Source organism: Thermus neutrinimicus (genome assembly GCF_022760955.1).
Classification (GTDB): Bacteria; Deinococcota; Deinococci; order Deinococcales; family Thermaceae; genus Thermus; species Thermus neutrinimicus.
In genome coordinates this window covers 1-16,873 of sequence record NZ_JAKTNU010000011.1, presented here as the reverse complement: position 1 = coordinate 16,873, position 16,873 = coordinate 1, and the positions used below count along the sequence as shown (strand labels likewise).

General features: G+C 64.1%; 15 protein-coding genes. 7 read left to right on the top strand and 8 right to left on the bottom strand.

The annotated features are described in order from the left end of the window. The first annotated feature begins 8 nt into the window (after positions 1 to 8). From aspS to L0C59_RS07515, 7 genes are all read left to right on the top strand, one after another. Entirely contained in the window at positions 9 to 1,754 is a 1,746-nt protein-coding gene (gene aspS, locus L0C59_RS07545; RefSeq protein ID WP_243090746.1) for an aspartate--tRNA ligase, read from the top strand. Next, a complete protein-coding gene (locus L0C59_RS07540; RefSeq protein WP_243090745.1) occupies positions 1,747 to 2,640 on the top strand; it encodes a PhzF family phenazine biosynthesis protein in 894 nt (297 codons plus the stop codon). The genes aspS and L0C59_RS07540 overlap by 8 nt, the downstream gene beginning before the upstream one ends. Then, positions 2,640 to 3,467: an HAD family hydrolase gene (locus tag L0C59_RS07535; RefSeq protein WP_243090744.1), complete on the top strand. Its 828-nt coding sequence runs from the start codon at positions 2,640 to 2,642 to the stop codon at positions 3,465 to 3,467. The genes L0C59_RS07540 and L0C59_RS07535 overlap by 1 nt, the downstream gene beginning before the upstream one ends. A 263-nt stretch (positions 3,468 to 3,730) precedes the next feature. Next, entirely contained in the window at positions 3,731 to 5,047 is a 1,317-nt protein-coding gene (gene asnS, locus L0C59_RS07530) for an asparagine--tRNA ligase (RefSeq protein ID WP_243090743.1), read from the top strand. A 228-nt stretch (positions 5,048 to 5,275) separates the two neighbouring features. After that, complete coding sequence (gene dctP, locus L0C59_RS07525) at positions 5,276 to 6,358, top strand: TRAP transporter substrate-binding protein DctP (RefSeq protein WP_243090742.1); 1,083 nt, start codon at positions 5,276 to 5,278, stop codon at positions 6,356 to 6,358. Positions 6,359 to 6,377: 19 nt separating this feature from the next. Then, complete coding sequence (locus tag L0C59_RS07520; RefSeq protein ID WP_341474746.1) at positions 6,378 to 6,896, top strand: TRAP transporter small permease subunit; 519 nt, start codon at positions 6,378 to 6,380, stop codon at positions 6,894 to 6,896. Between the two features lie 16 nt (positions 6,897 to 6,912). Next, the gene (locus tag L0C59_RS07515; protein ID WP_243090798.1) at positions 6,913 to 8,199 is read left to right on the top strand and encodes a TRAP transporter large permease; all 1,287 of its coding nucleotides are present in this window, start codon (positions 6,913 to 6,915) and stop codon (positions 8,197 to 8,199) included. Between the two features lie 6 nt (positions 8,200 to 8,205). Here L0C59_RS07515 and pdxT read toward each other — a convergent pair whose 3' ends face one another. From pdxT to fsa, 8 genes are all read right to left on the bottom strand, one after another. Beyond that, positions 8,206 to 8,781 (bottom strand): pyridoxal 5'-phosphate synthase glutaminase subunit PdxT, encoded by a 576-nt coding sequence (gene pdxT, locus L0C59_RS07510; protein ID WP_243090740.1) that lies wholly within the window; start codon positions 8,779 to 8,781, stop codon positions 8,206 to 8,208. A gap of 7 nt (positions 8,782 to 8,788) precedes the next feature. Then, complete coding sequence (nhaA, locus tag L0C59_RS07505) at positions 8,789 to 10,024, bottom strand: Na+/H+ antiporter NhaA (RefSeq protein WP_243090739.1); 1,236 nt, start codon at positions 10,022 to 10,024, stop codon at positions 8,789 to 8,791. A 14-nt stretch (positions 10,025 to 10,038) separates the two neighbouring features. Then, a complete protein-coding gene (locus L0C59_RS07500) occupies positions 10,039 to 12,093 on the bottom strand; it encodes a heavy metal translocating P-type ATPase (RefSeq protein ID WP_243090738.1) in 2,055 nt (684 codons plus the stop codon). Between the two features lie 31 nt (positions 12,094 to 12,124). Continuing rightward, complete coding sequence (locus L0C59_RS07495; RefSeq protein ID WP_243090797.1) at positions 12,125 to 12,484, bottom strand: ArsR/SmtB family transcription factor; 360 nt, start codon at positions 12,482 to 12,484, stop codon at positions 12,125 to 12,127. A 20-nt stretch (positions 12,485 to 12,504) separates the two neighbouring features. Continuing rightward, positions 12,505 to 13,386: a pyridoxal 5'-phosphate synthase lyase subunit PdxS gene (gene pdxS / locus L0C59_RS07490; protein ID WP_054391771.1), complete on the bottom strand. Its 882-nt coding sequence runs from the start codon at positions 13,384 to 13,386 to the stop codon at positions 12,505 to 12,507. Positions 13,387 to 13,473: 87 nt separating this feature from the next. Further along, positions 13,474 to 14,625: a peptidoglycan DD-metalloendopeptidase family protein gene (locus tag L0C59_RS07485; protein WP_423247928.1), complete on the bottom strand. Its 1,152-nt coding sequence runs from the start codon at positions 14,623 to 14,625 to the stop codon at positions 13,474 to 13,476. Between the two features lie 165 nt (positions 14,626 to 14,790). Continuing rightward, entirely contained in the window at positions 14,791 to 16,074 is a 1,284-nt protein-coding gene (rho, locus tag L0C59_RS07480) for a transcription termination factor Rho (protein ID WP_243090736.1), read from the bottom strand. After that, positions 16,071 to 16,742: a fructose-6-phosphate aldolase gene (gene fsa, locus L0C59_RS07475; RefSeq protein WP_243090735.1), complete on the bottom strand. Its 672-nt coding sequence runs from the start codon at positions 16,740 to 16,742 to the stop codon at positions 16,071 to 16,073. The genes rho and fsa overlap by 4 nt, the downstream gene beginning before the upstream one ends. Between the last annotated feature and the right edge of the window lie 131 nt (positions 16,743 to 16,873).

Sequence of the window (16,873 nt, the reverse complement as noted above, 5' to 3'; positions counted from 1 at the left end):
GGGGGATTATGCGCCGTACCCACTTCGCCGGAAGCCTAAGGGAAGAACACGTGGGGGAGGAGGTGGTCCTCGAGGGGTGGGTAAACCGCCGCCGGGACCTGGGGGGGCTCATCTTCCTGGACCTCCGCGACCGCGAGGGTTTGGTCCAGCTGGTGGCCCACCCGGAAAGCCCCGCCTATGGGGAAGCGGAGCGCGTCCGCTCGGAGTGGGTGGTGCGGGCCAGGGGCACCGTGCGCCTGCGCCCGGAGCCCAACCCCCGCCTGCCCACCGGAAAGGTGGAGGTGGAGCTTTCCTCCCTCGAGGTCCTCTCCGAGGCCAGAACACCCCCCTTCCCCGTGGACGCCGGCTGGCGGGGCGAAGAGGAAAAGGAGGTTTCCGAAGAGCTCCGGCTCAAGTACCGCTACCTGGACCTGCGCCGGAGGAGGATGCAGGAAAACCTGCGCCTCCGCCACCGGGTCATCAAGGCCATCTGGGACTTCCTGGACCGGGAGGGCTTCATCCAGGTGGAAACCCCCTTTCTCACCAAGAGCACCCCGGAAGGGGCCCGGGATTTCCTGGTGCCCTACCGCCAGCAGCCCGGCCTCTTCTACGCCCTCCCCCAGTCCCCGCAGCTCTTCAAGCAAATGCTCATGGTGGCGGGTTTGGACCGCTACTTCCAGATCGCCCGCTGCTTCCGGGACGAGGACCTTCGGGCCGACCGCCAGCCCGACTTCACCCAGATGGACCTGGAGATGAGCTTCGTGGAGGTGGAGGATATCCTAACGCTTAACGAAAGGCTCATGGCCCACGTGTTTCGGGAAGCCCTGGGCGTGGAGCTTCCTCTCCCCTTCCCCCGCCTCACCTACCTGGAGGCCATGGAACGCTTCGGCTCGGACAAGCCCGACACCCGCTTCGGTCTGGAGCTTAAGGAGGTGGGGCACCTCTTCCGGGAAAGCGCCTTCCAGGTTTTCCGGGAGGCGGAGAGGGTAAAGGCCCTGGCGGTGCCTAGGGCCCTTTCCCGAAGGGAAATCGCCGACCTGGAGGAGTTGGCCAAGCGCCACGGGGCCAAGGGCCTGGCCTTTGCCCGGGTGGAGGAGGGAGGATTTGCAGGCGGGGTCGCCAAGTTCCTGGAGCCTGTGCGGCAAAGCCTCCTGGAGCTCACCAGCGCGGCCCCGGGGGACACCCTTCTCCTCGTGGCGGGGCCCGCCAAGGTGGCGGCTACCGCCTTGGGGCAGGTGCGGCTTAAGCTGGCTGAGCTCCTGAGCCTTCCCCGGGAGGGCTTCCGCTTCCTCTGGGTGGTGGACTTTCCCCTTTTGGAGTGGGACGAGGAAAGGGGCCAGTACACCTACATGCACCACCCCTTTACCAGCCCCCATCCCGAGGACCTGCCCCTCCTGGACACCGACCCTGGGAGGGTGCGGGCCTTGGCCTACGACCTGGTCCTGAACGGCACCGAGGTGGGGGGCGGGTCCATCCGCATACACGATCCTGCTCTCCAGGCCAGGATGTTCCAGGTGCTGGGCATCGGAGAGGAGGAGCAGCGGGAAAAGTTCGGTTTCTTCCTCGAGGCCCTCACCTACGGCGCCCCGCCCCACGGGGGCATCGCCTGGGGCCTGGACCGCCTCCTGGCCCTCATGACGGCCAGCCCCTCCATCCGCGAGGTCATCGCCTTCCCCAAGAACAAGGAGGGCAAGGACCCCCTCACCGGGGCCCCGAGCCCAGTATCCGAGGAACAGCTTCGGGAGCTGGGCCTCAAGGTGATCGCCCATGGCTAGGATCCCCTACGTGATTGTGGACGCCTTCGCCTCCACCCCGGGGGCCGGGAACCGGGTGGCCATCGTACTGGACGCTCGGGGTATGGACCTGGAAGAGATGCGAAGCCTAGCCCGTCGGCTGGGCGAACCGGAAACCGCCTTCGTGACGGAAAAGCAAGGCACCCTCTTCGCCGTGCGCTTCTTCACCCCTGCGGGAGAGGTGGAGTTCTCCGGGCACGCCGCCGTAGCCCTGGGCCTTACCCTGGTGCGCCTGGGCCTGGCTCCCGAGGGCACCCAGCGGCTTTTCCTGCACACCCCCACGGAGGCCCTGCCGGTGGAAATCCTCTACGAGGCTGGGGAACCCAAGAAGGCCTTGGTGAGGGGTCCTGCTCCCAGGTTCCGGGATCTCCCTCCCTTCCAGGTCCTTAAGGAGGTCCTCGAGGCCCTGGGCTCGGACGAACGCTACCTGCACCGGGGCCTGCCCTACGGCATCGCCTACACCGGGCTTTGGAGCCTCTTCGTCCCCCTCGTTGCCCCCGGGGTGGTGGATGCCCTGGAGCCGGAGATGGAGGCCTTGGCGGGGGTCTCGCGGAAGCTGGAGATCGCCACCGTACACGCCTACGCCCCCATGGGACCCAGGAGCTTCTACGCCCGGGACTTCGCCCCCATCCTGGGCATTCCCGAAGACCCGGTGACGGGCTCCGCCAACGCCGCCCTGGGGGCCCTCCTGGCCCGCTCCGGGGTGGTGCCCAGGCGGGAGGGCCGGGTGGCCCTCACCATCTACCAGGGCCACCGCCTGGGCAACCCGGGGGTGGTGGAGGTGGTGGTGGAGTACAGCCCCACGGGCCAACCCTACGGGGTGCAGATCGGAGGGGAGGCGGTCCAGGTGTTCGCAGGGGAAATCTGATGGTGAAGCTGGTCTTTGTGGACGTGGACGGCACCCTGGTGGGCAAGGAAGGGGTGCCCGAGTGCGTGTGGCCCGCGGTGGAAGCCCTTAGGGCCAGAGGGATCCGCCTAAGCCTCATCACTGGCCGGCCGGGCCGAGGACACGCCCTGGCCTACGCCCGTAGGCTGGACCCCACGGGCCTACACGTGTTTGAGTCGGGGGCGGTGGTGGTGGCTTTTTCCCAGGATCCCCACTCCCCGCCTACCCAGCCCCTCCTGGTGGAGGCCCTGCCAAAGGAGGCTTCCCGGGAAGCCATCCGCCTGGCCCGTAGGCTTGGGCTTCCCCTCGAGGGCTACACCGCCGACGGGGGCTTCTTCATCGAGGGGGATAACCCTCTCCTAAAGGCCCACCAAGAACTCCTGGGCATAGTGGCCGAGGAAGCGGACCTGTTGGGGCTTCCCACTCCTTTGGTCCGCCTCCAGGTGCTGGCCGAGGCCCAAGCCCCCCTGGGGGCCTTTATGGACCCCTTGCCCCGAGAACTCCAAGCCCACGTGGCGGAAAGCCCCAGGATGCCCGGGGTACGCTTCGTCTCCCTTACCAAAAGGGGGGTGAGCAAGCTCACCGCCGCCCGCTTCGTGGCGGAAAGCTACGGCCTCACCCTGGCCCAGTGCGCCATGGTGGGGGATGGGGAAAATGATCTGGAACTTATACAAGAAGTAGGCCTGGGCATCGCCATGGGCAACGCTTCACCCCAGGTCAAGAGGGCAGCCCAACGAGTAGTGGCTCCCGTGGAGGCGTGCGGCCTGGCGGAGGCCCTTGCCGGCCTACTGCCCAGCCAAACGCCCTAAGGGAATGGTCTGAACCTTGCCCCTACCACCCGCCCAGCCTGGCTCCCACCTAAATGCCGGCCCCTTCTGGATTGGTTCTTAAGACCGGGGTCCTTACTGCCTCGTTTCCGTCTTCTTAAGCCCCAGGGGCCACAAGCCCCTTCCTACCCCCGTGCGCACCCCTTTCGGGGCTGGCTTTTGCCCTGGGCGGAAAAGGCAGATCCGTACCCTTCTTACCGCCCCATCCCCATAGACGCCTCGAGGCCCCTTAGGATAGAAAGGGTATGCGGGTCTTCGTTGATGAGATCGCCAAATACGAGGGCCAGGAGGTGGAGCTCAGGGGCTGGCTCTACCAAAAGCGCTCCAAAGGGAAGATCCACTTCCTCATCCTCCGGGACGGCACGGGCTTCCTGCAGGCCACCCTCTTCCAGGGGGAGGTGCCGGAGGAGGTCTTTGAGCAGGCGGATCACCTGCCCCAGGAAACGGCCCTAAAGGCCTTCGGCCTGGTGCTGCGGGACGCGAGGGCCCCCGGGGGCTTTGAGCTGGCGGTGCGGAACCTGGAAGTGATGAGCCTCCCCCACGGGGAGTATCCCATTGGCCCCAAGGAGCACGGCATCGACTTCCTCATGGACCACCGGCACCTGTGGCTCCGCCACCGCCGCCCTTTTGCGGTGATGCGCATCCGGGACGAGGTGGAAAGGGCCATCCACGACTTCTTCGCCGAGCAGGGCTTCCTGCGTTTTGACGCCCCCATCCTCACCCCCAGCGCCGTGGAGGGCACCACGGACCTCTTTGAGGTGGACCTCTTTGACGGGGAAAAGGCCTACCTCTCCCAGTCGGGCCAGCTCTACGCGGAGGCCGGGGCCTTGGCCTATGGCAAGGTCTATACCTTTGGCCCCACCTTCCGGGCAGAAAGGAGCAAAACCCGCCGCCACCTTTTGGAGTTTTGGATGGTGGAACCCGAGGTGGCCTTCATGACCCACGAGGAGAACATGGCCCTGCAGGAGGAGCTGGTGAGCTACCTGGTGGGCCGTGTCCTGGAGCGCAGGGCTAAGGAGCTGGAGATGCTAGGGCGGGACCCCAGGGCCCTGGAACCCGCCGCAGAAGGGAACTACCCTCGCCTCACCTATAAGGAGGCCGTGGCCCTGGTAAACCGGCTGGCGGAAAAGGACCCCGAGGTGCCACCCCTGCCCTACGGGGAGGACTTCGGGGCCCCCCAGGAGGCCGCCCTCAGCCGCCAGTTTGACCGGCCCGTCTTTATCGAGCGCTACCCCGCCCGCATCAAAGCCTTCTACATGGAGCCGGACCCAGAGGACCCGGAACTGGTCCTCAACGACGACCTCCTGGCCCCCGAGGGGTACGGGGAGATCATCGGGGGAAGCCAGAGAATCCACGACCTGGAGCTCCTACGCAGGAAAATTCAAGAGTTCAGCCTCCCGGAGGAGGTCTACGATTGGTATCTGGACCTGAGGCGCTTTGGCAGCGTGCCCCACTCGGGCTTCGGCCTGGGCCTGGAGCGCACCGTGGCTTGGATCTGCGGCCTCTCCCATGTGCGCGAGGCCATCCCCTTCCCCAGGATGTACACCCGGATGCGGCCCTGAGCATCAGGGTACCTTCTTCCTTCCGACCCTAAAATCCCCCTTCCCACGCTCTCTGGCGGGGGGAAGTTTCCTTGAGTGCCTGGTCCCATCAGGAATCCCGATATTTCGCTAAATGAAAAAACATACCAAGGCTTGACAAATGAGGCAACTCGTGTTTCTATAAGTCCGTCACCAACCTGCTGCGTTATTCCCAGAGGTGCTTGTATCGTTCTACGCTGGAGGGGAACCATGAAGGAGAACCGGAGGAACTTTATTCGCAGGCTAGCCACTGGCGTGGCGGCGAGCTCGGTGTTTAGCCCTCTGGCTATTGCCCAGGCCCCCAGGTTCCGCTGGCGCATCCAGTCGGCCTGGGACGCAGGAACCGTGGGCTATAGCCTGTTCCAGAAGTTCGCCGAGCGGGTCAAAGAGCTCACCGACGGCCAAATAGAAATCCAAACCTTCCCTGCCGGGGCAGTGGTGGGCACTTTTGACATGTTCGATGCGGTCAAGACCGGGGTCCTGGATGGCATGCATCCCTTTACCCTCTACTGGGCAGGGAGGATGCCCGTTACTGCCTTCCTTTCCTCCTATCCTTTGGGCCTGGACCGTCCTGACCAGTGGGAAACTTGGTACTACGCACTAGGTGGCCTGCAGTTGGCCCGCAAAGCCTACGAGGAACAGGGGCTTTTCTTTGTGGGCCCGGTCCAGCATGACTATAACCTCATTCATTCCAAGAAATCGATCAAGAGCTTCGAGGACTTTAAGGGGGTGAAGCTCAGGGTGCCCGGGGGCATGATCGCCGAGATCTTTGCCGCCGCCGGCGCTGCCACGGTGCTCCTGCCGGGCGGTGAGGTGTATCCAGCCTTGGAGCGCGGGGTCATCGATGCGGCCGACTTTGTAGGCCCGGCGGTGAACTACAACCTGGGTTTCCACCAAGTCACCAAATACATCATTATGGGTCCACCCGAAACGCCTTGCATCCATCAACCTGTGGACCTGGCGGATATCACCATCAACATCAACCGCTGGCGCGCCCTGCCCAAGAACCTTCAGGAGCGCTTTGAGGCAGCAGTTCACGAGTGGAGCTGGATCCACTATGCCGGCATCCAGAAGGCAAACCTAGAAACCTGGCCCAAATACAAGGCCGCGGGTGTGCAGATCATTCGCCTCTCCACGGTGGATGTGCGCAAGTTCCGCCGCGTGGCCATCCCCATCTGGTTCAAGTGGGCCAAACAGGACAAGTACGCTCGAGAAGCCTTTGCTAGCCAACTGGAGTACATGAAGGCCTTGGGGTACGTCACCGATGCGGATATCCGCGGCTTGAGCCTCTAGCCTCGAGGGTTGCGCCGTGATCCAAACCCTGCTGCGCCTCCTCAACCTCATTGACGCCTTAAGCCTAGGGTCAGGGCGGTTGGTCGCCTGGCTTACCTTGCTGGCGGTTCTCATCCTTACCGCCGAGGTGGTGCGGCGATACTTCTTCAACGCCCCCACCCAGTGGGCCCACGAGGTGTCCACGCTCCTCTTCGGCCTCCTGTATGTGCTGGCTGGTGCTTATGCCCTAAAGGAAAAGGCTCACGTGGGTGTGGACGTCTTCTATAGCCGGCTCCCCCGTAAAGGACAAGCCTGGGTCAACCTTCTGGGCTTCGTTTTTCTAGCGCTATTTGCTGGCACCCTGGTGGTGTATGGCTGGAAGTTCTTCCTGGCTTCCTGGCAGAACCGGGAGTTTTCCCTGGCCAACCAGGCCATCCCCATATTTCCCTTCAAGCTGGCCATCCCCATGGGTGCCGCTCTGCTGCTTCTACAGGGTCTAGCTAACGCAATCCGAGACCTTCTCGTGCTTCTAGGAAAGGAGGAAGATCGTGCCCATTGAAACGCTGACCTGGTTGATGTTCGGGAGTCTCTTCCTCCTCCTGTTTACGGGTTACCCGCTGGCCTTTTTGATAGGAGGCGTTGCTGTGGCTTTCATTGCCTGGCTCTGGAGCCCGGACGCCTTAGCCCTAGTGCCCCAGCGCATGTGGAATAACATGACCCAGTACCTTCTAGCGGCCATTCCCCTCTTTATTTTCATGGCGTCCATGCTAGAAAAGTCTGGGCTTATTGAGGAAATCTTTGACGTCGCCTACAAGTGGCTGGGGCGGATCCCAGGGGGTTTAGCGGTCGCTACCGTTGCTGCTTCTACCGTTCTCGCCGCCATGGTGGGGGTGATCGGCGCGGCGGTGGTCACCATGGCACTAGTGGCCTTACCAGCGATGCTACGCCGGGGGTATAGCCCTGTGCTAGCCGCAGGCACCGTGATGGCAGGGGGCACCCTCGGCATCCTTATCCCTCCCAGTGTTCTCGCCATCATTTACGGCCTGGTGGCCAACCAGTCCGTGGGAGAGCTTTACCTGGGCTCCGTGCTTCCCGGGTTGGTCCTCTCGGGCCTATACATGCTCTTCTCCATCGTCTATGCGCTCCTCTACCCCCAGGCTGTGCCCAGAATCCCAAGGGAGGAAATGCCCACCTGGGCGGAGCGCTGGCGAGCCCTAAGGACCATCTGGGCCCCCCTCCTTCTCATCTTCCTGGTGCTCGGAACCATCTTTTTGGGCCTAGCCGCCCCCACGGAAGCAGCAGCCGTAGGAGCCTTCGGGTCCCTGGTGGTGGCAGGCCTACATCGTAAGCTCACCTGGAAAAACCTGCGGCTGGCTTTAGAACAGACCGCCAAGGCCACCGCCATGGTGCTTTGGATCATCTTTGGGGCCAACGCCTTCGTGGCCTTCTACGTGGCCCAAGGAGGGGACCGCTTCGTCAGCGAGCTCCTTTTAGGCACAGGGCTTTCCCCTTGGGGAATCTTGATTGTAATGCAGATCATCCTTATCGTTTTGGGGATGTTTCTGGATTGGGTAGGAATACTCCTCCTGGCTGTCCCCGTCTTTGTACCCATTATCCGGAGCCTTGGATTTGATCCCTTGTGGTTTGGGGTCCTCTACTTGGTAAACATGCAGATGTCTTTCCTCTCTCCTCCCTTCGGGTACGCTCTCTTCTACGTAAGGGGGGTGGCACCCCAGATCTCCATGGGTACTATATACCGGGCAGCCATCCCCTTTCTCCTACTTCAGCTCACGGGCCTTATCCTCCTCATGCTCTTCCCAGGATTGGCCACATGGTTACCGAGCCTAGTTTACGACAAGTAGCTGCCATTAAAAACCCGCTAACCCCAGAAAGTATCCGTGAAGCCTCGTGTCCGACGTAAGCTCGGGGTGAAAGGCGCTGGCGAGGATCTTACCTTGGCGCACCAAGACGGGAAGGCCACTCAGCTCCGCCAGCACCTCCACCCCCTCTCCCAGCTTGCGGAAAGCCGGGGCCCTGATGAAGACCCCGTGGAAGGGACCCAGGCCCCGGACCTCGAGGTCCTCCTCGAAGCTCTCCACCTGCCGGCCAAAGGCATTCCGCTCCACCGCCACGTCCAGCATCCCAAGGCGGGGCTGCTCGGGGTAGCCCAGAATCTCCCGGGAAAGCCATATGGCCCCGGCGCAGGTGCCAAAGAGGGCAAGGGAGCCTTCTGCCACCCGCCTTCGCACCTCCTCCTCTATGCCGTACTCCCGGGCCAGCTTGCCGATGGTGGTGGATTCACCCCCCGGGATCACCAAGGCCTTCACTCCTTCCAGGTGCTCCCTTTTGCGCACCTCCTTGGCCTCAACCCCCAGGCGCTTTAGCGCCTCCTTGTGCTCGCGGAAATCCCCTTGTAGGGCCAGGACGCCAACCACGCTCCTCATCCTGGGCCTAGGCCAAAGCCCTGTCAAGGGAAGCCCGCACCAAAGTAAAGCCCAAAAGCCCAGCCAGCACGGAAGCCGCCATCACCCCTACCTTGGCCTGGTCCAATAGGCTCCCCTCGAAGGCAAGCCCCGCGATGAAAAGGGCCATGGTAAAGCCGATGCCCGCCAGAAACCCTACCCCCAGGATGGCCCTCAGGTCCACTCCCTCGGGCAAGGTCCCAAGCCCCAGTCGCAGGGCCAACCAGGCCATAAGGAGGATTCCCAAGGGCTTGCCCAGCAAAAGCCCCAAGGCCACGCCCAGGGCCACGGCTCCAAACTCCAAGCCCGCCAAGGCTACCCCCGCGTTGAAAAAGGCAAAGACGGGCAGCACCCCATACGCCACCCAAGGGTGCAGGGTGTGCTCCAGGCGGTGCAGGGGGCTTTGGGCCCCCTCCACCCCCTCCTCGAGGCCCTCCAGCTCCCCCTCCAAATCCTCGGGATCCTGGGCAGAAGTAGCCCCTTGGAAGGGCCTAGCCCTCCGCAAAGGGATAGCCAAGGCCAAAAGCACTCCAGCCAAGGTGGCGTGGAGGCCGGACTTGAGGACAAAGTACCACAGGGGCAATCCCAGAAGCATGTAGGGCCAAATGTACCAGACCCCCAAGCGGTTTAGGAGCAAACCCACCCCCAGGGTGAAGGCCGCCAAGCCCAGGGGGAGGGGTTCTAAGCCTCCCGTGTAAAAGAGGGCGATCACCAAAACGGCCCCCAGGTCATCCACAATGGCCAAAGCGGTAAGGAAAAGCTTTAGCCCAAGAGGCGCCCTGGGCACCAAGGCCAGCACCCCGAGGGCAAAGGCGATATCGGTGGCCATGGGCACCCCCCATCCCCGGGCCTCGGGCAGGCCGGGGTTCACCACCAGAAAGAGGAGGGCGGGGCCTGCCATACCCCCCAAAGCCCCAGCCAAGGCCAGGCCCGCCCGCCGGTAGTCCCTTAGCTCCCCCGAAAGAACCTCCCGCTTAAGCTCAAGCCCCACCAGAAGAAAGAAAAGTGCCATAAGGAGATCGTTGACCCAAAGGAGAAGGGGCTTTTCCAGGTCAAAGGTTCCCAGCCGGACACCAGCGGGCACCTCCCGCAGAGCAAAGTACATGCTAGACCATGGGGTGTTGGCTAGGATAAAGGCCAAAAGGGCTGCTAAGAAAAGAAGAATACCCCCTTTGGCCTCGCTCTGAAGAAACTGCTCCAGCAAACGTGGATAGACCCTAGGCATGGAGGCATTATAGTCTATAACCGAGCCCAAAGAAGGCGTAGGCTATTTAGGGTTACCAAGACCAGGGCCCCGTTGTCGGCTAAAACCGCCGGCCAGAGACCGGTTAAGCCCAGTAAGGTGGTGAGGAGGAAAAGCCCCTTGAGCCCCACCGCCAGGCCCACATTCTGGCGGATCACCGAAAGGGTGAGGCGGCTCAGCCGAAAGGCCCGAGGCAAGGCGGAAAGGCCTAAAAGTCCCACGTCGGCGCTCCTTGAAGCCACCTCGGTTCCCTCGGCCACGGCAAGTCCCACCGTAGCTCGGGCCAGGGCTGGGGCGTCGTTCACCCCATCCCCCACCATGGCCACACCGCCCCTACTTTCCATCTCCTCCACCAGGCGGAGCTTTTCCAAGGGGGAAAGACCCGCCCGGACCTCCTCGGAAGCCAGCCCCAAAGCCGCGGCCAGGGCCAGGGCCGGGGCCTCCCGGTCGCCGGTGAGGAGGATGGGTTTAAGGCCCAGTTGGCGTAGCCTTGTTAAGGCTTCCTGGGCCTCGAGGCGGGGGATGTCCTGGAAGGCCAAAAGGGCCAGGGGAACCCCTTCCCTAACCAACAGGGAAAGGCTGAAGCCTTCCCCCGATAGGGCCATAAGCTGGGCCTGGACTTCCTGAGGTAGGCTAACCGCCTCTGGGCGCACCAGTCCCACCTCCCGCCCCTCCACCCGGGCGAAGGCTCCAAGACCCGGCACCGCCCGGTGCTCCTCCGAGGGCAAGGCCTTGGATCCCGAAGCTTCCCGCACCGCCTTGGCCAAAGGGTGAGAAGACCCCTCCGCCACCCCTTTGGCCAGGGCCAAGGCCTCCTCCGCCGAGATGCCGAAGGGAACCACCCTAACCAGCCGAGGCCTCCCCAGGGTCAGGGTCCCCGTCTTGTCCAAGGCCACGAAGCGCACCCCGGCTAAGCGCTCCAGGGCCACCCCACCCTTAAAGAGCACCCCGGCCCTGGCCCCCCGGGCTACCCCAGCCGCGATGGCCGCAGGCACCGAAACCACCAAGGCACAAGGGCAGGCGATGAGGAGGAGGGCTAGGGCCTTATACATATGCCCTTGAAAATCCCCTTGAAAGAGGGGAAGCACCAAGGCCACAAAGCCCGCCAGGGCAAGGACCGCCGGGGTGTAGCGGCGGCTGAAGGCATCCACCACCCGCTCCGCCTGGCTCTTCCTGAGAAGGGCTTCCTCCGCCAGGCGTTCCATCTCGGCCAAGAAGCCCTCTTCGGGAAGGCGCTCCACCTTTACCACCAGGCTTCCCTCCACCAGCAGGCTACCCCCGTAAACGCGGTCCCCTGCCCCCTTAGGCCTAGGCAAGGACTCCCCGGTGAAGGCGGCCTCCTCCAAGGAGGCCTGCCCAGACACCACCACCCCGTCGGCCGGTACCCTCTCCCCCGGGGGCACCCGCACCAAGTCCCCCACCCTCAAGGCCCTAAGGGACACCTCCTCCACCCTTCCCTCCCTTAGGCGGTAGGCCCGCCTGGGAAGAAGCTCGGAAAGGGCATAAAGGAATCTACGCGCCTGGGCCACGCTGTAGGCCTCCAGCACCTCTCCCACCAGGAAGAGAAAAACCACCGCTGCCGCCTCGGCCTCCGCCCCGATGACGAGGGCCCCCAGGGTGGCCACCGTGACCAGGGCCTGCATGCAGAAGGGGTTTTGCCGCAAAGCGGCCGCCGCACGGCGGGCCAGGGGGAAAACCCCCACCAAGGCCGCCAGCCCATAACCCCAGGGGGCTAATCCGGGGAGGAGGAAAGAGGCTAAAAAGGCCAGCAGGAGAAGCCCCCCGGAGGCCAGGGCCCAGGGCCAGGGTCCAAGAACACCCCTGGCCACCTCCCCCTCAGGCCTCAGGCGATAGCCCAAGGCGGAAACCACCCTTTCCGCCTGCTTCTCCGCCCCGGGGACCTCGAGGTGCAGGTACGCCTTACCGCTGGCAAAGCTGACCTGGGCCTGCACCACCCCAGGAACCCCGGAAAGGGCCTTCTCCACCTTCAAGGCGCAGTCAGCACAGTCCAGGCCCTCCACCCGGAAGACCCGAACCCTGGGAGCCTCCATGCCCCCAGGGTAGCATCACTTGAGTAGTTGTTCAAGTGTTTTCTAGTGCGTGCTCCAAAGCCCCCTCAAGAAGCCTTTCCACGTGTTCATCCGCCAGGCGGTAGTAGACCTGCTTTCCTTCCCGCCGGAAGGCCACCAGCCGCCCCTGGCGCAAAAGCCTCAGCTGGTGGCTCACCGCGGACACCGAGACCCCAGCGAGGAGGGCTAGATCGCACACGCAAAGCTCCCCTGCCGCCTTCAAAGCCAGAAGAAGGCGCATCCGGGTAGGGTCGGCCAAAGCTTTGAGAAGGAGGGCGGCTTCCCTTAGCGCCGCCTCCTGGGGCAAAGCCGCACGGGCCTTCTCCACCCGCTCGGGGTGGATCTCGTAAACCCCGCAGACCGCCCGCGCCATGGCCCTACCCAAGGCTTCCCTCACCAGCCCCGCTTGGCCAAGCGCTCCTCTTCCTTAAGCTGGTCCAGGTTGATGCCCACCATGGGCTCACCCAGGTCCTCGGAGACCTCGGCCAGCACCTCGGGGTCGTTGTAATGGGTCACCGCCCGCACGATGGCCCTGGCCCGCTTCCTGGGGTCACCGGATTTGAAGATGCCGCTCCCCACGAAGACCCCATCCATGCCCAGGTGCATCATCAAGGCGGCGTCGGCCGGGGTAGCGATGCCCCCGGCGGCGAAGTTCACCACGGGAAGGCGGCCGTGGTCGTGGACCCACCTTACCAGCTCCAAGGGGGCCCCGATCTCCTTGGCGTAGGCCACCAGTTCGTCCTCCCGTAGGGACTGCACGTAGCGGATCTGCTTCCACATGGTGCGGGCATGCCGGACCGCTTCCACCACGTTGCCCGTGCCCGCCTCCCCCTTGGTGCGGATCATGGCCGCCCCTTCGGCGATGCGCCTCAGGGCCTCCCCCAGGTCGCGGGCCCCGTTGACGAAGGGCACCTTGAACTTCCACTTGTCGATGTGGTGCTCCTCGTCGGCAGGGGTGAGGACCTCGGACTCGTCGATGAAGTCCACCCCGATGGCCTCGAGGATCATGGCCTCCACAAAGTGGCCGATGCGCACCTTGGCCATCACGGGAATGGACACCGCGGCCATGATCTCCTTGATGACCTTGGGATCCGACATGCGGGCCACGCCTCCCTGGGCCCGGATGTCGGCGGGTACCCTCTCCAGGGCCATCACCGCCACCGCCCCCGCCTCCTCGGCGATCACCGCCTGCTCGGGGGTGGTCACGTCCATGATCACCCCGCCCTTGAACATCTCGGCAAAGCCGGTCTTGATCTGGAAGGTTCCCTTCTCCATCCCGTCCTCCATCCTCCAGCTTACCGCCCGCCGGGTCAAGCGGAAAGAAGCCGGGGGCCCAAAGGCCCCCGGACCGCTCACCCACGCCTAGGGGAGGTAGGCCAAGGGGTTACGGGCCACGCCCCCCACCCGCACCTCAAAGTGCAGGTGGGGCCCCGTGGACCAGCCGGTGGACCCCACGTACCCGATCACCTGCCCAGCCTCCACCCACTGCCCGGCCCGCACGGCGATGCGGGACATGTGGGCGTAAAGGGTCTCTACCCCACCCCCGTGGTCCAAGACCACGTGGAAGCCGTATCCCACCGAACTCCAACCCGCCACCTCCACCTGCCCCGCCTTGGCGGCCACGATGGGGGTGCCGTAAGGAGCGGCCAGGTCGATCCCCGTGTGATAGCGCTGGAAGGCCCCCCTTTGCCCAAAGTAGGTGGTGATGCGGAAGCCGGAAAGGGGCCAGCGCATGGCCCCCTCCTGGTAGCTCACCCGGCGCACCTGGGGCCGCTGGGCCTGGACCCGCTGCGCCTCCCGGGTACGCTGCTGGGCCAGGGCTTGCTGCCTCCTACGTTCCTCCGCCAGACGCCTTAGCTCCTCCTGGCGGCGCCGCTCCGCCTCGAGGCGGGCCTTGCGTTCCTCTTCCTGCTTGGCCAGAAGGCGCTGGTAGGTGGTCTTGGCCTCTATGCCGGGGAGGAGGACCAGGTCGCCGGGACGGAGCTCCGTGGGATTTTCCACCCCGTTGGCCCGGGCCACCGCCACCGGGGAAAGGCCAAAACGAGCCGCCAGGTCCACCAAGGTCTCCCCCTCGGGCAGGGTTAGCACCAAACCCTTGGCCCTTTTGGGGATGTAAAGGACGCTCCCCGCCACCAACCGGTCCAGGCTCTCCAGGGAAGGGTTGGCGGAAACCAGGTCCAGAACGCCTACACCATAACGGCTCGCCACCCCCTGCAGGGTATCCCCCGGGCGCACCCGATACACCTCCACTCCAGGAGGCACCCTGGGAGGACGGTCCTCCGCAGCCACCAAGGGGATGAGAAGCCTTTGCCCCACCTGCAGGCGGTCGCTTTGCAGACCGCTGGACCAGATGATGTGCCGAGGGTCCACCCCATAGCGGGCCGCGACCCCTGCCAACGTATCCCCAGGCTTTACCTCATAGAGGACCCACCCCTTTTTGGATGCCTGGCCCACCTCCACCGTGTTCTCGGGAAGGGGAAGGGGGCTAAGAACAGGCAGCTTGGCGAAGGCCAAAGAGGAAACCAGGATCCATATACCTCCCCATACTCCCCGCAATGCTCACCTCCCAAACCCCGCCAAAACCTCGCGGGGATTATACCAGGACCAAGCGGGGAAAACGCAAGGGGCAAAAGGCCTTGGGGGGGCGGGCTACCCGCCCCCCCCAAGGGGAAATGCCGCCTAGCGGGCGGCCAGGGATGCCAAAAACTCCTTGTTGTTTTTGGTGCGGGCCAAGCGGGCCAGGAGCATCTCCATGGCCTCCGCCGGGTCCATGTCCGCCAGAACCTTGCGCAAAAGCCACATCTTGTGCACCACCTCCTCGCCCAAAAGGAGTTCCTCCCGACGGGTCCCGGACTTCAGGATGTCTATGGCCGGGAAGATGCGACGCTCCTCGAGGCGGCGGGAAAGGTGGAGCTCCATGTTGCCCGTGCCCTTGAACTCCTCAAAGATCACATCGTCCATGCGGCTTCCGGTCTCCACCAAGGCGGTGGCCAGGATGGTGAGGCTACCCCCGCCCCGGATGTTGCGGGCTGCCCCCAGGAAGCGCTTGGGGAAGTAAAGGGCAGCGGAGTCCAACCCGCCGGAAAGGGTGCGGCCCGTGGGCGGGGTTACCAGGTTGTTGGCCCGGGCCAGGCGGGTGATGGAGTCCAGGAGGATCATCACGTGCCCTCCCTCCTCCACGATGCGCTTGGCCCTTTCGTGCACAAACTCCGCCACCCGGATGTGGTTTTGGGGCGGCTCATCAAAGGTGCTGGCGATGACCTCGGCTCCCTGGACGCTTTCCCGGAAGTCCGTGACCTCCTCGGGGCGCTCATCTATGAGCAAAACGATCACCTTGATGTCGGGCTCATTCTTCAGGACCGCATTGGCGATCTTCTTGAGGAGGGTGGTCTTGCCTGCCTTGGGCGGGGCCACGATGAGCCCCCGTTGCCCCCGGCCGATGGGGGCCAGCAGGTCGATCACCCGGGTGGAAAGCTCGTCCGGGGTGGTCTCCAGCTTGATCTGCCGGTCGGGGAACTGGGGGATGAGCTCGTCAAAGCGGGGCCGGCTCTTAGCGGCCTCGGGATCTAGGTCGTTTACCGCCTCCACCTTGAGGAGGGTGCCGTACCGCTCATTCTCCCGCGGCGGCCGCGCCCGGCCCACAATGTAGTCCCCGCTCCTTAGGGCATACTGCCGGATGAGCCCTGCAGAGACGATGGCCACCCTGGACTCCAAGTTGTACAGGTTCTCGGTGATGAACCCATACCCATCCGGGCTGATCTCCAGGTAGCCCTTGACCAGCTGCAGGCCCTCCCCTTGGGTCTGCCGCTCCAGGAGGGCCATGATGAGCTGGTCCTTCTTCATGCGCTTGTAGTTCTCGATCCCCGCTTCCTGGGCCAGCAGGTGGAGCTCCGGAAGAATCTTGGCCGAGAGCTCCTGGTAGGTAAGGGGTGCTTCCTGTTGGGTATCCGCTTTTCTCCTCATGGCTTAACCTTCTCCCAGTCCTCCATAAAGCGCCTAAGGCCTAGGTCCGTCAAGGGATGCTTAAGAAGCTGCTTGAAGACCCCATAGGGCATGGTGGCGATGTCCGCCCCCAGAAGAGCGGCCTCCGTCACATGGCGGGGGTGGCGGATGGAGGCGGCGATGACCTTGACCGGCAGGTCCTGGACCTGGATTAGCTCCACGATCTCCCGCAAAACCTCTCCCCCATCCCAGGAGATATCGTCCACCCGGCCCAGAAAGGGGGAGACATAGGCTGCCCCTGCCCGGGCCGCCAGCAGGGCCTGGTTGGCGGAGAAGATCAAGGTCATGTTCACCTTCACCCCCCGGGTGGAAAGGCGCTTGCAGGCCTTCAAGCCCTCCTCGGTGGTGGGCAGTTTGACCACGATGTGGGGGTGGATGGCGGCAAGCCGCAGGCCCTCCTCCACCATGGCCTCTGCCTCCAAGGTGGTCACCTCCGCCGAAACAGGCCCGTCTGCCACCTCGCAGATGGTCCTTAGGTGGGCGAACAAGGCCTCCTCGGTCAACTTGGCTCCTCGGCCCGCATACTCCTTCGCCACCAGGGTGGGGTTGGTGGTCACACCGGAGAGCACCCCCCAAGCGGCGATCTCCCGTATCTCCTCCAAGTTGGCGGTATCCAGGTACAGCTCCATGGGCACTCCTTTTGTCGGGAAGCGGACCGGCTTAGCTCGATTCTAGCAGACCCAACCCGGGCGTTGTCAAGAAAGTGTAATCGGTCAATACATCTGAGACTGGGGGACCGACTCCGCTTGCATTTTAGCCA